Source organism: Nonomuraea sp. NPDC050310 (assembly GCF_040655795.1).
Taxonomy (GTDB): Bacteria; Actinomycetota; Actinomycetes; order Streptosporangiales; family Streptosporangiaceae; genus Nonomuraea.
Window position 1 is genome coordinate 716,598 of sequence record NZ_JBFAKP010000002.1, and the last position, 14,120, is coordinate 730,717.

13 protein-coding genes are annotated in these 14,120 nt (G+C 71.9%); 6 read left to right on the forward strand and 7 right to left on the reverse strand.

The window, feature by feature from the left end; all coding sequences use genetic code 11:
- The first annotated feature begins 26 nt into the window (after positions 1-26).
- Positions 27-1,925 carry a DUF5107 domain-containing protein gene (locus AB0I67_RS09660; RefSeq protein WP_357920324.1) on the forward strand — a complete coding sequence of 633 codons (1,899 nt, stop codon included), beginning with the start codon at positions 27-29 and terminating at the stop codon, positions 1,923-1,925.
- A 57-nt stretch (positions 1,926-1,982) separates the two neighbouring features.
- On the opposite strand, the gene AB0I67_RS09665 is transcribed toward AB0I67_RS09660, so the two are convergent.
- The 3 genes from AB0I67_RS09665 to AB0I67_RS09675 form a co-directional block, all read right to left on the reverse strand.
- The gene (locus tag AB0I67_RS09665) at positions 1,983-2,120 is read right to left on the reverse strand and encodes a hypothetical protein (protein WP_357920326.1); all 138 of its coding nucleotides are present in this window, start codon (positions 2,118-2,120) and stop codon (positions 1,983-1,985) included.
- A gap of 203 nt (positions 2,121-2,323) precedes the next feature.
- Positions 2,324-3,109 carry a methyltransferase domain-containing protein gene (locus tag AB0I67_RS09670; protein WP_357920329.1) on the reverse strand — a complete coding sequence of 262 codons (786 nt, stop codon included), beginning with the start codon at positions 3,107-3,109 and terminating at the stop codon, positions 2,324-2,326.
- 30 nt (positions 3,110-3,139) lie between these two features.
- Positions 3,140-4,438 (reverse strand): MFS transporter, encoded by a 1,299-nt coding sequence (locus AB0I67_RS09675; protein ID WP_357920331.1) that lies wholly within the window; start codon positions 4,436-4,438, stop codon positions 3,140-3,142.
- 159 nt (positions 4,439-4,597) lie between these two features.
- Between AB0I67_RS09675 and AB0I67_RS09680 the strand changes: the two genes are divergently transcribed.
- The 3 genes from AB0I67_RS09680 (at position 4,598) to AB0I67_RS09690 (ending at position 8,438) form a co-directional block, all read left to right on the forward strand.
- Positions 4,598-5,941, forward strand: coding sequence for an MFS transporter (locus AB0I67_RS09680; RefSeq protein WP_357920333.1), 1,344 nt, complete (start codon positions 4,598-4,600; stop codon positions 5,939-5,941).
- The gene (locus AB0I67_RS09685; RefSeq protein ID WP_357920336.1) at positions 5,938-6,768 is read left to right on the forward strand and encodes a ChbG/HpnK family deacetylase; all 831 of its coding nucleotides are present in this window, start codon (positions 5,938-5,940) and stop codon (positions 6,766-6,768) included. Before AB0I67_RS09680 ends, AB0I67_RS09685 begins: the two co-directional genes overlap by 4 nt.
- Before the next feature lie 134 nt (positions 6,769-6,902).
- Positions 6,903-8,438 carry a long-chain fatty acid--CoA ligase gene (locus AB0I67_RS09690; RefSeq protein ID WP_357920338.1) on the forward strand — a complete coding sequence of 512 codons (1,536 nt, stop codon included), beginning with the start codon at positions 6,903-6,905 and terminating at the stop codon, positions 8,436-8,438.
- Here the strand turns inward: AB0I67_RS09690 and AB0I67_RS09695 are convergent.
- Positions 8,435-9,220, reverse strand: coding sequence for a helix-turn-helix transcriptional regulator (locus AB0I67_RS09695; protein WP_357920340.1), 786 nt, complete (start codon positions 9,218-9,220; stop codon positions 8,435-8,437). The two genes, AB0I67_RS09690 and AB0I67_RS09695, sit on opposite strands and share 4 nt — an antisense overlap.
- Positions 9,221-9,304: 84 nt before the next feature.
- On the opposite strand from AB0I67_RS09695, the gene AB0I67_RS09700 reads away from it, so the two are divergent.
- On the forward strand, positions 9,305-10,099 hold the full coding sequence (locus AB0I67_RS09700; protein WP_357920343.1) for an SDR family oxidoreductase: 795 nt from the start codon (positions 9,305-9,307) through the stop codon (positions 10,097-10,099).
- A gap of 13 nt (positions 10,100-10,112) precedes the next feature.
- Here the strand turns inward: AB0I67_RS09700 and AB0I67_RS09705 are convergent, their stop codons facing one another.
- The 3 genes from AB0I67_RS09705 to AB0I67_RS09715 all read right to left on the reverse strand — a co-directional run bounded on the left by AB0I67_RS09705 (position 10,113) and on the right by AB0I67_RS09715 (position 13,350).
- On the reverse strand, positions 10,113-10,592 hold the full coding sequence (locus tag AB0I67_RS09705; RefSeq protein ID WP_357920346.1) for a sigma-70 family RNA polymerase sigma factor: 480 nt from the start codon (positions 10,590-10,592) through the stop codon (positions 10,113-10,115).
- A 223-nt stretch (positions 10,593-10,815) separates the two neighbouring features.
- A complete protein-coding gene (locus AB0I67_RS09710) occupies positions 10,816-11,280 on the reverse strand; it encodes a TspO/MBR family protein (protein ID WP_357920349.1) in 465 nt (154 codons plus the stop codon).
- Between the two features lie 63 nt (positions 11,281-11,343).
- Entirely contained in the window at positions 11,344-13,350 is a 2,007-nt protein-coding gene (locus AB0I67_RS09715) for an MMPL family transporter (protein WP_357920352.1), read from the reverse strand.
- A gap of 249 nt (positions 13,351-13,599) precedes the next feature.
- On the opposite strand from AB0I67_RS09715, the gene AB0I67_RS09720 reads away from it, so the two are divergent.
- Complete coding sequence (locus AB0I67_RS09720) at positions 13,600-13,737, forward strand: hypothetical protein (protein ID WP_357920354.1); 138 nt, start codon at positions 13,600-13,602, stop codon at positions 13,735-13,737.
- Positions 13,738-14,120: the final 383 nt, after the last annotated feature.

Genomic DNA, 14,120 nt, shown 5'->3' on the forward strand with positions numbered 1-14,120 from the left:
GCACCGCACCTCGGGGAGCCCTCCACATGACCAGCAAGCTGCGCCTCGACGTCCTGACGCTGTCCGCCGCGGCCGCGCCGGCGTCCAGCCCGCTGCCCCTCCTGTACGGCACGCGGGCCCGATCCGGCCTGACCGGGGCGGACGAGGAGATGACCCGGCAGATCCGGTACGGCCAGCCGTACTCGCTGCTGCCCTACACCGCCCAGGACGACTACGACCGCACCCGCGAGGAGCGCGAGCAGCCGGCGGTCGTCCTGGAGAACGAGGTCCTGACCGCCACCTTCCTGCCCGGCCACGGCGGGCGGCTGTGGTCGCTGGTGCACCGGCCCTCCGGGCGGGAGCTGCTGCACCGCAACCCGATGCTCCAGCCGGCCAACCTCGCGCTGCGCGACGCCTGGCTGGCCGGAGGCGTGGAGTGGAACCTCGGCGCCACCGGGCACTGGCCGCTGACCTGCGCGCCGCTGCATGCCGTACGGCTGGAGCTGCCGGACGGCACGCCCGTGCTGCGGATGACCGAGTTCGAGCGGATGCGCCGGCTGGTGGTCCAGCTCGACGCCTGGCTCCCGGCGGGCTCGCCGGTGCTGCGGGTGGCGGTGAGCATCCACAACCCCGGGGAGGAGGAGACGCCGGTCTACTGGTGGTCGAACATCGCCGTCCCCGAGGCGGCCGACATCCGGGTGGTCGCCCCGGCCGAGCAGGCCTACCACTTCGACTACGGCAGCCGGCTGGGCCTGGTGGACTTCCCCGAGCTCGGCGGCGTGGACCGCAGCTACCCCGACCGGGCGGACTCGGCGGCCGACTACTTCTTCGAGATCCCCGCCGGGCGGCGGCGGTGGATCGCGGCGCTCGACGGGTCCGGGCGGGGCCTGGTCCAGGTCTCCACCGACCGGTTGCGTGGGCGCAAGCTGTTCCACTGGGGCACCGGCTCCGGCGGGCGGCGCTGGCAGGAGTGGCTGAGCGGGCCGTCCGCGCGCTACCTGGAGATCCAGGCCGGACTGGCCCGCACCCAGCTCGAACACCTGCCGATGCCCGGACGGGCCACCTGGAGCTGGGTGGAGGCCTACGGGCTGCTGGAAGCCGACCCGGACGCCGTGCACGGGTCGTGGCCGGCCGCCGTCGAGGCGGTCGGCGCGGCGGTGGACCGGCTGGTGCCGCCGTCCTCGCTGGAGCCGCTTTCCGACGCCACAGCAGGCGAGGTCCTCATGCGCGGGTCGGGGTGGGGAGCGCTGGAAGGGCTGCCCTTCGGCGAGCTCGGACCGGAGCAGCGGCCCTGGGCCGAACTGCGCGAGACCGGACGGCTGCCGGTGTGCGACCCGCCCGCCGCACCGATCACCGGGCCGCAGTGGCGGGCCCTGCTGGAGGCGCACCCGGCCGACTGGCACGCCCGCTACCACCTGGGGCTGGTCCGGCACGCCGACGGCGATCCCGAGGGCGCTCGCGCGGCGTGGGAGGAGTCTCTGACGCTCGCGCGCACTCCGTGGGTGTTGCGCTGCCTGGCCGAGTCGTCCCGGCTGACCGGGACGGGACACCGGTCCGACCTGCTGCTGGAGGCGCATCGGCGGGCGCCGACGGTGTGGCAGCTCACCGTGGAGACCCTGCGGGCGCTGCTGGCCGACTCACGGGCCGGTGAGGCGCTCGACCTCGTCGACCGGCTGGCGCCGGAGCAGCGGGCGCTCGGCCGGATCCAGCTCCTGGAGGCCGAGGCGGCGCTGGCGCACGGCGAACTCGACCGGGTCGGCGAGTTGCTCGCCCGGGGCATGGAGATCGCGAACCTGCGCGAAGGCGAGGACTCGCTGGATGCGTTGTGGTTCGCCTACCACGAGCTGCGCGAGGCGCGCGGAGGCGAGGTCACCCCCGAGGTGGCCGCTCGCGCACGCCGGGAGCACCCGTTGCCCGCGCACTACGACTTCCGTATGCGCGGCTGACCGCTTCTGGCCCCCGAACCTCGGACGGCAGGGGGCTTCGGTCAGGGTCGGTATCGGTCAGAGCTTGTAGAGCTTGGGAAAGGGAGTGGTGATCCGCTCCTGGCGCGAGCCGAAGTCGACCACGACGGCGATCTCGTCCTCGACCGCGATGACGACTCCCAGGCCGTACCGGTCGTGACTGACCCGGTCGTCCATGCTGAACCGCTCTGCCGGCCTGGCGGGAGGCGGAGGTTTGAAGGGACTGGTGGGCAGGTGACGGCGGGGCTGGCCGCTTGCTGACTTCATCTCTCACAGTATGTGCCGCGTTTGATAACGCTCGCGCCACAAGCACCGGCAAACACAAGATCAAATCACGCGAATCCCGTGGCCTTGCCTCTGTTGAGAAATCAAGAAGAGATCTACGACCCGGCGCGCACGGTGTAGATCGTCGTCACCAGATGATCGAGGAGCGGGCGCAGCGCCCGGCCCTCGGCGAGCAGGTCGTCGGTGGCCTGGTCGCCGATCGTGGCGCGCAGCTCGGCCTCGTCCCGCTCCCACAGCGCGTGCAGGCGCCCCCAGGCCCGCTCGACCCCGCTCTGGCGCACCGCGTTCTCCACGGTCAGCCCGGCCTCGGCGAGCGAGTCCGGCCACGGCCGGATCCGCTCGTGGCCGGGGTGGCTGGGGCCGAGCACGGTGGAGGTGAACACCGCCCGCGCGCCGGGCCGCAGGATCCGCGCCAGCTCACGCAGGGCGGCCGTGCGGTCGGGGGAGAGGGGAAGCGCGTCCATGCTGACCACGCCGTCCGCGCAGGCGTCCGGGAGGCCGGTGGACTCGAAGGTGCCGACCTCGAAGCGGGCCCGGCCCGGCGCGACGAACGCGGCGGCCCGCTCGGCCGCCATCGCGACGCCCTCGGGTGAGACGTCGACGCCGACCAGCCGGGCCGACAGCGCCCTGGCCAGCCACAGGCCGGTCCCGCCGCGGCCGCAGCCCAGGTCCACCAGGAGCTCGTCCGGGCGCAGGCGCAGGCCCTTGACCATCTCGCCGAGCACCTGCCAGGTGCAGCCGCTCGCCGCGTCCACCTCGGCCGGGCGCTCCGGGCCGAACGCCTCCGCGTACAGCCTGCCCTGCAGCCCGCCGGCGGCGTAGGCGCGGTGGAAGCGGTCGGAGCGTTCGGTGGTGAAGGTGAACGGGTCGGTCGTGGGCACAGGTCCTCCTTGATCGGTCGGGGCGGGATCCTACGGGGATCGGCTGGGGAAGGCGGCGGGGACGCGGTGGAGCAGGGCGGCCGAGGCGGCCACCACTGCGGCCACCAGCCACCAGGCGGCCGAGGTGCCCAGGCCCAGGGCGAGCGGCGCAAGGGTCAGATTGGCCAGGGCCGCGCCGCCCGAGCCGGCCAGCGAGGTGGTCGAGCTCATGGTGGCCCGTTCGGCCGAGGTGACCCGGTGGTGGGTGAGCTCGGCCTTCAGGACGCCGTGCACGCCGAGGCCGACGAAGAGCGCGACGTACGGCAGGCCGGCCAGGACGATCGCGCCCAGCCCCGGACCTTCGGCGAAGGCGGCGGCGAGCGCCATCCCGGCCAGGGCGACCCCGCCGAGCACCAGCCCGGCTGCGGCCCCACGAACCGACCCCTCAGCTTCACCTGCTGTTCCGACGGGTTTGGGAGTGAGGAGGCGGGCGGTGGCGGGGGCCAGGGCGCTGCCGAGGGCGCTGCCCGCGAAGCCCAGCGCGGCCAGCACCGCATAAGCCGTGGCGCCGAGTTCGGCCGAGCCGGTGAGCCCGGCCAGGTGCCCGGGCACGAGCAGCTCCACGCAGGTCAGGGCCATGCCGATCGCGGCCGACAGCAGGACGAGCCGCCGCAACATGCCGTCCCGCACGGCCAGCCGTACTCCTGAGGTCACGGTCGCCGGGACCCCGCGCAGCAGGCCGCCCAGCGACGCGCGCTCGTGCGGCGGCTCGGGCAGGGCGACCAGCACGACCACCAGCCAGCCCACCGCGGCCACCGCCCCGAGCAGGATCGGGACCGCCAGCGGGTCCAGCCCGCCGAAGGCCGCCCCCGCCAGGGGCAGCGCCCCGCCCGCCACGACGCCTGCGCAGAGGGCGACGTCCTCCAGCATGAGCCCCCGCGCCAGCCCCGGCTTGAGGTCGGCGTCCGAGCCTTCGAGCGCGTGCAGGGTGTCGACGTACCAGGCCTCGGCCGGCCCGCTGGACAGCGCCCTGGCCACCCCCAGCACCGCGCAGGCCACCAGGAAGCCCCAGAAGGTGCTCGCCAGCACCAGCCCCGTCAGCCCCGCCGCGGTGCACGCGGCGGCCAGCGCGAGCACCACCCGGCGGCCCACCACGTCGGCCAGCCCGCCGGTGGGCAGTTCGAGCACGGCGATCACCACCGAGTACACGGTCATCACCAGCCCGACCTCGACGATGCTCAGCCCGCGATCGAGCATCAGCAGCACCTGCGGGGCGATCATCAGACCGGCCGGCAGCCAGGTCAGGAAGCTGACCAGGGCGAAGCGGCGGCGGGCGGACAGTGGGGTCATGCGCGATCTCCTGCGGTCCTGGGAGCGGGTCTCACTTGGGCCAGAGTAGATCGCAAAATGATTTTTGCAAATAGTTTTTTGGGATCTCGGAGACCTTGCTCCCGGTACGCGCCGGGCACAACACTGAGGGCACGATTCGGCGCGTGAGTGGGTGATCGTGTGTCCCAGCCCGTCCCGGCGCGGACTCCCGCCTGGCGTTACGCCATAGGGATGTTCGGCACCTCGATCCCGATCAACATGATCAAGGGCTCGATGATCCTGTTCTACGTCGACATCCTCGGGCTCGACGTGCGCGCCTACGGCGTGGTCATGGTGGTCTACGCGATCATCGACGCGATCGACAACCCGGTGCTGGGCCACCTGTCCGACCGCACCAGGACCCGGTACGGCAGGCGCAGGCCGTGGCTGCTGGTGGGCGCGCCGATGCTGGCGGCCTGCATGGTGGCCTTCTTCTCCGCGCCGACCTCGCTGGACGGCCTCGGGCTGGTGCTGTGGTTCGCCGTCTTCGCCATCCTGTGCGAGGCCTTCGACTCGATGCTGAACGCCAACTACGGCGCGCTGCTGCCCGAGCTCTACCCGCGCGAGCGCGACCGCGCGGTGGCCAACAGCCTGCGCCAGGGCTTCCAGCTCGTCGCCCTGGTCATCTCGCTGGCGGTCACCCCGCTGCTCACCACGCAGGTGTTCGGCACCGAGAAGACGACCGAGGGCTTCCAGACCACGGCGATCATCTACGGCGTGATCGCCCTCGTGGTGATCGCGTTCATGGCGTTCAGCGCCCGCGAGAACCCGCGTTACGCCACCGACGAGCGCCCCCGGCTGCTGCCCAGCCTGTGGTCGATCGTCCGCAACCCGATGTTCTGGTCGGTCGGGCTCACCGGCGCCTGCTACGGCGTGGCCATGGCACTCGTGCTGTCCGGCCTGCAGTTGTACGTGCGTTACTCGCTCGGCCTGCCGGTGGGCAACGCGCTCTACCTGCAGGGCATCGTCATCCTCATCTCGGCAGGCGGCCTGGCGGTCTGGACGCGGGTCGTCGCCGCGCGCGGCGCGTTATGGACGTGGCGGCTGGCCTTCGCCATCCTGGCGGTCAGCTTCGCCGGCCTGTTCTTCGCCACCGACCTGATCACCGCCGTCGCCGCCGGGGTCCTGGTCGGCGCGGGCTGGTCAGGGATGCTGGCGACCAACGACCTGATCGTCGCGCGGGTCCTGGACGCCGACGCCGTGCGCAACGGCGCGCACCGCGAGGGGCTGTTCCTGTCCGCCTTCGGGTTCTTCACCCGGCTGAACGGCATCGTGACCGGTCTGGCCCTCACCTCGCTGGGCGTCTTCTTCGGCTACAACTCCGGCGCCGACCCCGGCGCGGACCCGGGGCTGGCCTTCCGTATGTACTTGTGCGTCTACCCGTTCGTCCTGACCGCGATCGGCGCGGTGGCGGCCCGGTTCGTCGCGGTGCCGGTCGAGTCGCCGCCCGAGGCGGCCCAGCCCGATGTGGAGCGCACCCCATGACCCGGCGCGTCGTGATCACGGCCGACGACCTCGGCCGCGAGCCCGGCACCACCGAGATCATCGCCGACCTGCTCGCCGAAGGGCAGGTCAGCGCGACGACGCTGATCACCGTCTCGCCGGAGGCCGAGGAGGCCGCCCGGCGGGTCGGCCGGCTCGGCGTGCTGCCGCGGCTGCACCTCACCCTGACCAGCGAGGGCGGCCTGCCGCGCTGGCGTCCGCTGAGCGCCGGGGCCAGCCTCGCCGACCCGGACGGCACGCTCACCGACGACCCGTTCACGCTCGGCGCCCGCGGGGAGGTCGCCGACGTCCTGGCCGAGGCCGACGCCCAGCTCGGCTGGATGCGCGAGCGCGGGCTGCCGCCCGTCGCGGCCGACTCCCACGCCGGCACCCTGTACGGCTTGCACGGCCGGTCCTGGCTGGGTGAGGCGCTGGAGTGGTGTGCCCGGCACGGCCTGGCCTTCCGCCTGCCTCGCGACGCCGAGCCGTGGTTCGGCGGGCCGCTGCCCGCGCCCTACGCCGAGGCGCACGAGAAGGCGGTCGCGCACGCCGACGCGCTCGGCGTGGCGCTGCCGCAGACGATCGCCACCAATCGGCGGGGGGCGGCCGATCTGGGCGGCTACGAGCAGTTGCGGGAGGACTATGTGCGGCGGCTGGGGGCGCTGCCCGAGGGGACGAGTGAGCTGTTCCTGCATCCCTCGCGGGAGGACGCGGTCAGGGGGCCGGACGGGGTGGTGCGGGTGTGGGAGACGCGGTTGCTGCGTGACCCGGTGTGGCACGCGGCGCTCCAGGCGGAAGGCATCGAGGTCGTCGGCACCTGGTGGGCCTGAGGACGGCACGTTCTGGGGGGAACTGAGGACGGCACGTTCTGGGGGGAACGGAGGACGGCACGTTCGTACAAGTCGTGGCGGGGTCGTCGGGGCATCGTGTGGGGCACGCCCCATCTGTCCCGAGGAGAGTCGCGATGCTCAACCTGTCGATCGTCCTGGAAGACAGCGCCCGAGCTGTCCCGGACCGCACCGCCCTGGTCTTCGGCGGGCTGCGCCTGCCGTACTCGATGGTCGACTCCATCGCGAACCAGGTGGCGAACCTGCTGGTGGCAAGGGGCATCGGCAAGGGGGACAAGGTCGCGCTGCTCTGCCCGAACGTGCCGTACTTCCCGTTCGTCTACTTCGGCATCCTGAAGGCGGGGGCGGCGGTGGTCCCGCTCAACGTGCTGCTGCAGCCGCGGGAGATCGCCTATCACCTGACCGACAGCGACGCGAAGGCGTTGTTCTGTTTCGAGGGCACGCCGGAGCTGCCGATGGGGGCGCGCGGGCGGGAGGCGTTCGACGCGGTCGAGGGCTGCGAGCAGTTCGTCGTGCTGCCCGCGACCCCGCTGGCCACCGAGTCGGAGTACGGCGAGGCGTTCTGGGCGGCGATCGACGGTCTCCCCGGCGAGTTCGAGACCGTGCAGACCCGGCCGGACGACACCGCGGCGATCCTCTACACCTCGGGCACCACCGGCCAGCCCAAGGGCGCCGAGCTGACCCACGCGAACCTGCTGCTCAACACGATGGTCAGCGACGAGATGTTCCCGGCCGACCCCGACGGCGACGTATCGCTCGCCGTACTGCCGCTGTTCCACTCCTTCGGCCAGATCTCGGTGATGAGCGTGACGATGCGCCGGCGCGGGACGCTGGTGCTCATGCCGCGGTTCGAGCCCGGCGAGGCGCTGGCGCTCATGCGCGAGGAGAAGGTGACCATGTTCGCCGGGGTGCCGACGATGTACTGGGGCATGCTCACCAAGATCCACGCGGACGGCGACAAGGTGCCGACGACGCTGCGGGTGGCGGTGTCCGGGGCGGCGGCCCTGCCGGTCGAGGTGCTCAAGGACTTCGAGACCACCTTCGGCCTGTCCATCCTGGAGGGGTACGGCCTGTCGGAGACCTCGCCCGCGGCCAGCTTCAACCAGCTCAGCCGGCCCACCAAGCCCGGCACCATCGGGTTCCCGATCTGGGGCGTGGAGATGCGGCTGGTGGACGACGACTGGAACACCATCGAGGGCGAGGGGCCCGGCGAGATCGCGGTGCGCGGGCACAACATCATGAAGGGCTACTACGGGCGGCCCGAGGAGACCGCGGAGGTGCTGCGCGACGGCTGGTTCCGCACCGGGGACATCGCCACGCGGGACGCCGACGGCTACTACGCGATCTACGACCGCAGCAAGGACATGATCATCCGGGGCGGCTTCAACATCTACCCGCGCGAGATCGAGGAGGTGCTGATGGCGCACCCGGCGGTGTCGCTGGTGGCGGTGGTCGGGGTGCCGAACGCCTCGCACGGCGAGGAGGTGAAGGCGTACGTCATCCGCGCGGCCGGCGCGACCGAGAGCGAGGAGGACCTGATCACCTGGTGCCGGGAGAACATGGCGGCCTACAAGTACCCGCGGATCATCGAGTTCCGCGACACCCTGCCGATGACCGCGACCGGCAAGATCCTCAAGCGCGAGCTGCGCTAGGGGACCCAGTCGATGGCGGCGGCCAGCACGGAGGGCGCGTTGCCGAAGGTCTCCCGGAAGACCTTGGTGAAGTGCGGACTGTCGGTGAACCCGGCGTCGTGCGCCGCCGCCGTCAGGGACTCGCCCCCCGCCACCAGGGCCACCGCGTGCTGGAGCCGCAGCCACCGCACGTAGGGGCGCAGCGGGATGCCGACGTGCGCGCCGAACAGGTGGGCCAGCCGGCTCGGCGACAGGTGCACGGCCTCGGCGACCGTGCGCAGGCGGACCGGGCCGTGGCGCAGCAAGCCGGGCAGGACGGCGATGGCGGCCTCCACCGCCGGGTGCAGCGGGAGCGACCCGGCGGTGTCGTGGCCGGTCCAGCTCTCCACCGTGCGCAGCGCGGCCGCCGCCTCGGCCGAACGGGCGTGCCCGTCCGGCGGTTCGGCGAACATGAGCGGGCGGATGTCTGGGTGGTGGCGTGCCGCCGGGGCGCGGCTCGTCGGCTTGGTGTGGTTCGTCGCTCCGGCTCGGGCCAGCAGGGCGCGGCCGGGGGAGCTGCGGGGGTCCAGGTGCACGAGCAGGGCCTGGCGGGAGCCGGTGACGATCGCGTGCCGGGTGTCGGGCGGGATGACGGCCAGCCGCGTGGTGTAGTGCTCGCCGTGGGCGTCGGCCATGGTGAACGGCTCGGCGGAGACGATCATCTGGACCGCGTGGTGGGCGTGCGGGGCATTGCCGCCGACTGCTCCGCCGTACAGCATGAGACCCGGGCGGAGCAGGCACCAGCCCTGCCAGGGATGCGTCATCACACCGTCCTCGGCCGCTCTTGCCGCCGGTCACAGCGTAACCGCTGAGGTCTTCCGCGGGCTGTCCCGGGTAGGTAACGGATCATGCTCATCGATCTCACCGACAGGACGGCCCTGGTCACCGGCTCCACCCAGGGCATCGGAGCGGCCATCGCGGCGGGGCTGGCCCGCGCGGGCGCCCGCGTCGCGGTCAACGGCCGCAGCGAGAAGTCGACCGCCGCGGCCGCCGCCCGGCTGACCACCGAGGTGCCCGGCGGCCTGTTCGTGCCGGTGGCCGCTGACCTGGCGACCGAGGAGGGCGCGGCGGCGGTCGTGCGGGAACTGCCGGAGGTCGACATCCTGGTGAACAACCTGGGGATCTTCGAGTCGCGGCCCGCTCTGGAGATCGACGACGCGGAGTGGCGGCGGTTCTTCGAGGTCAACGTCCTGGCCGGGATCCGGCTGACCCGGGCCTACCTGCCGGGCATGATGGCCCGCTCGTTCGGCCGGGTGCAGTTCATCGCCAGCGACTCGGCGGTGGCGGTCCCGGCGGAGATGATCCACTACGGGATGTCCAAGACCTCGTTGCTGGCCGTCTCGCGCGGCTTCGCCAAGGCCGCGGCCGGCACCGGCGTCACGGTCAACTCCGTCCTGGCCGGGCCGACGCACACCGGCGGCGTGGAGGACTTCGTCTACCAACTCGTCGACCCCGACCTGCCCTGGGGCGAGGCGCAACGCGCCTTCATGCGCGAGCACCGGCCGCAGTCGCTGCTCCAGCGGCTCATCGAGCCGGAGGAGATCGCGAACATGGTCGTCTACCTCGCCTCCCCGCAGGCCTCGGCCACCACGGGCGGCGCCCTGCGGGTGGACGGCGGCTACGTGGACGCCATCCTGCCCTGACCCGGGCGGCCGGTCAGGCCGCGGACAGCAGCGTCTGCAGGCGGTGCAGGCCGCGCGCGGTCCTGGCCTTGATCGTTCCCAGGGGTACGGCCAGCCGCTCGGCGATCTCCCGCTGGCTCAGATCGCCGTAGTAGGCCAGCTCGATCGCCTGGCGCTGCGGGCCGGGCAGCTCGGCGAGGGCCCGGTGCAGCCGGTCGCGGTCGGCCAGCCCTTCGCCGTGGTCGCGCCCCCCGGGATCGGCCGGTTCCGTGGCCGCGTCCAGGGGGACGGTCGCCGGCGGTCGGGCCCGCAGGTGGTCCACGGCCCGCTTGCGGGCGATGCCCAGCAGCCAGGCCTCCAGGCTGCGCGCCGGGTCGTAGCGCTCCCGTGAGCGCCAGACCTCGGTGAACACCACCTGGGTCACGTCGTCGATGTCCTGCGGGGGGATGAGTCTGCGCAGGTAGGCGCGGACCAGCCAGGCGTGGGTGCGGTAGCACTCGGCCAGCGCTTCCATGGCCGGCTCCCTCCTTGGATAACTTACTCAAAATCTATTCAAGCAAGGGTGGGTGGGCGGCACAACCAAGTGCGGGGAGATCGCCGAAATTTGTTCAGCAGACTGACCGATCGGCCTTCTTGGTGATCAGCTGCTGTTGCGTGCCACGGTGGCGGTGGTCAGTCGTGATTGCGGGCCACGAGGGTGGTGGTCAGCCTGCGGTTGCGGGCCACGGTGGTGGTGGTCAGTCGCGGTTGCGGGCCACGATCGCGGCGTTCAGGGCCGTGGCGAACGCCGTCCACGCGGTGTACGGCAGCAGCGCCAGGCCCGCCTTGCGGTCGGCGCGCCCGCATTGCACCAGCAGCGCGGTGTTGGCCACGTTCAGCGCCAGGATGTCGGCCAGCGCGAGCCCCGGACGGCGCAGGCGGAAGAACAGCGGCGTCCAGGCGGCGTTCAGCGCCAGGTTCGCCGCCAGCGCCCGCCGGACACCCGCCGGCTCCTCGGCGTTGCTCAACGCGCGGGCCCCCGCGTAACCGATCAGCGCGTAGACCGGCGTCCACACCAGCCCGAACACCGGGCCCGGCGGTTGCCAGCTCGGCTTGCGCAACCGCCGGTACCAGGCCGACTTCGTGTCCGTGGCGAGAGTGCCCGCTACGGCGGTGGCGGCTACGGCCAGGATGGCTCCGGCTGCTGCGCGTCGGTTTCTCATGACCTGCTCCTAGCCCGGCGCGCCACCCCTACACCACCGCTGGCCGACCCTTTACCTGGGCTCTTAGTTCGGGCCGGTCGTCAGGGGTGGGTCCTTGGGCCGGGCCGGCCACCAGGCCTTGGGGCCGAGGTCGTAGGCCAGCGCCGGCACCAGCAGCGAGCGCACCACGAGGGTGTCGAGCAGCACCCCGAACGCCACGATGAACGCGATCTGCGCCAGGAACGCCAGCGGAATGACCACCAGCGCGGCGAAGGTCGCCGCCAGCACCACCCCGGCCGAAGTGATCACCCCACCCGTGCTCACCAGCCCGCGCAACACCCCGTCGCGCGCGCCATGCCGTACGGTCTCCTCCCGAACCCGGGACATCAGGAAGATGTTGTAATCCACCCCCAACGCCACCAGAAAAACGAACCCGTACAGCGGAACCGACGCATCGACCCCGCTGAAGCCGAACAGATGCGTGAACACCAGCGCCGACGCCCCCAGCGTGGCCAGAAAGTTCACCGCCACGGTGGCCACCAGCAACAGCGGCATCACCAACGACCGCAACAGCAGGATCAGAATGACCAGGATGAGGACCAGCACGACCGGCACGATCAGCAGCGTGTCCCGGCGGGCGGTCTCACTCGTGTCCAGCCGTTGCGCACTGAACCCCCCGACCAGCACACCGTCCTGCCCACCGAACTCGGCCCGCAGCCGCTTCACCGTCTCCTGAGCGGCGTCACTGTCCGGCGTGTCATCCAGCGTCGCCTCCACGAGCGTTCGGCCATCCACGACCTTCACCGCGTCACCAGGCCGCCCACTCTGCGACACCACACTCGCCCGCGCCACCCCCGGCACCTGCTCCGCCCGCGCAGCCACCTCCTTGGCCCGCTGTGCGGGGTCCCCTTCTGTGGTGCTCCCGGCCCGCTCGGCCGGGACGACCAGAACCGCGGGCTGCCCGGACCCGCCGGAGAAGTGCTTCCCCAGCGTGGCCTGCGCCTCCACCGACGGCGCCGCGTTGACGAACGTCTCGTCCAAGGGCACCCCCCGCGCATCAAGCTGCGGCGCGAACGCGGCCACCGCCAGCAACGGCAACAACGTCGCAACCCACAACCGCCGCGGATGCCGCCGCACGCCCTCCGCCACCCGCCCCCAAACCCCCGACGCCGCCTTCTCAGCCCGGTACGGCTTCGCCGGCCACAACGCCGCCTTGCCGAGCAGTACCAGAGCAGCCGGCAAGAAGATCAGCGCACTCAACGCCGCGCACACGATCCCGATAGCCCCCACCGGCCCCAACGCCCGGTTATTGGTCAAACTGCTGAGCAACAACGCAAGCAGCCCCAGCGCCACCGTCGCCGCACTGGCCACGATCGGCTCAACCGACCGCCGCAACGCCACCCTCCCGGCCGCCCACCGATCCCCGGTCGCGGCCAGTTCCTCCCTGAACCGCGCCGTCAACAACAGCGCGTAGTCGGTAGCCGCCCCAATAACGAGGATGAACAGGATCCCCTGCACCTGCCCATCCACCCGGACGACCCCGTTGTCCGCCAGCACGTACACCACCGCACAGGCCAGTCCAAGAGCCAGCACCGCCCCCACAATGATGATCAACGGCAGCAGCACACTGCGATAGACCACCACCAGGATGACGAGCACCGCGCCCAGCGCCACCGCCAGCAGCAGCCCGTCAATCCCGGCGAACGCCCCGGACAGATCAGCCCGCGTAGCCACCGGCCCGGCGAACTGCACGCGCAGCCCGTCCACCGCCAGCACCTCACCCATCCGATCGAGCACCGGCTGGAGATCCTCCACATTCGGGCTGAGCTGGACGACCCCCTGCAGCGCCAGCCCATCCTCCGAAGCGAACGCCGGCGTGGGCGTCCCCTCAACGCCCACCACCTCCGTACTCCGCGCCAACGCCCCCGTCGCCGCCTCCCGCTGCGCACCGGTCACCGCCTGCCCGCCCTCCGCGGTCCACACCACGATCACCGGCTGCGTGGTGCCGTCACGAAAGCCGTTCTGAATCCGCAGAACCCGTGTCGACTCAGCGTCCTCCGGAAGAAACGCGGCCTGGTCGTTGGTGGCCACCTCCGACAACTTCCCCGCATACGGCCCGAACGCCGCACCCCCGGCCAGCCAGAGCAGAGCAAGGACGGCAGGCAACAGCCAACGGATAGAACGACGAGTCATCAACCTGAGCCTTCCGGGGGTGTCCGCGGTCCCTCCTCTCTTCGCCCGTCCCCGGGGACGGGGTTGCACCCGTGTCCGTCTTGTGACGTACCTCGCAACCGCCGACGCCCCGCGCCCGAAAGAAGGGGCATCGAGAAGAACGGGGAAATGACGATGAACGGTTTCTTCTACCTGATGCTCACCATCGGCCTGGTCATCTCGGCGGCCATGTCCGTGGTCCTGGTCGCCGTCGTCCGCCGCCAGCTCTTCGACGGCGAACTCCACCTCCGCCACCGCAAGCCCTGAAGACCCGCCCACCCGACCCGACCGGCGGAGGCTCGGCCCGCCGGTCCTGGTGGTCGGGGGCCGGCCAACCGCCGCGGCTGTCGGAAAGTCATCCCACCGCCCACGGCGGTCGGAACCTTAAGCCGACCAGCCCGTCCATCAAAGTCGGTGGCAACTGGCTAGTGTGGCAAGCGTGCCACCCTCCATTTCGGACGGTCCACTTCGGCCTGTCTCCTACATCGTCCTAGGGCCTGTCTTCAAAGGTGATCTAGATGGTGGATCATCGTGAGGTGGGCCGGCGTCATGAGTTCAGTGATGAAGAGTGGGAGCGGCTGCGGCCGCATCTCCCCGCAGCGCGGTTAGGACGTCCGCGCGAGGATGACCGGCGGGTGCTGAACGGGATC

Bases quoted from the DNA above. Each gene is read 5' to 3' on its own strand.
- AB0I67_RS09695 (WP_357920340.1), bottom strand. From the start codon at position 9,220: ATGACGCATCCCTGGCAGGGCTGGTGCCTGCTCCGCCCGGGTCTCATG.
- AB0I67_RS09690 (WP_357920338.1), top strand. From the start codon at position 6,903: ATGCTCAACCTGTCGATCGTCCTGGAAGACAGCGCCCGAGCTGTCCCG.
- AB0I67_RS09675 (WP_357920331.1), bottom strand. From the start codon at position 4,438: ATGACCCCACTGTCCGCCCGCCGCCGCTTCGCCCTGGTCAGCTTCCTG.
- AB0I67_RS09720 (WP_357920354.1), top strand. From the start codon at position 13,600: ATGACGATGAACGGTTTCTTCTACCTGATGCTCACCATCGGCCTGGTC.
- AB0I67_RS09700 (WP_357920343.1), top strand. From the start codon at position 9,305: ATGCTCATCGATCTCACCGACAGGACGGCCCTGGTCACCGGCTCCACC.
- AB0I67_RS09665 (WP_357920326.1), bottom strand. From the start codon at position 2,120: ATGGACGACCGGGTCAGTCACGACCGGTACGGCCTGGGAGTCGTCATC.
- AB0I67_RS09685 (WP_357920336.1), top strand. From the start codon at position 5,938: ATGACCCGGCGCGTCGTGATCACGGCCGACGACCTCGGCCGCGAGCCC.
- AB0I67_RS09710 (WP_357920349.1), bottom strand. From the start codon at position 11,280: ATGAGAAACCGACGCGCAGCAGCCGGAGCCATCCTGGCCGTAGCCGCC.
- AB0I67_RS09705 (WP_357920346.1), bottom strand. From the start codon at position 10,592: ATGGAAGCGCTGGCCGAGTGCTACCGCACCCACGCCTGGCTGGTCCGC.
- AB0I67_RS09660 (WP_357920324.1), top strand. From the start codon at position 27: ATGACCAGCAAGCTGCGCCTCGACGTCCTGACGCTGTCCGCCGCGGCC.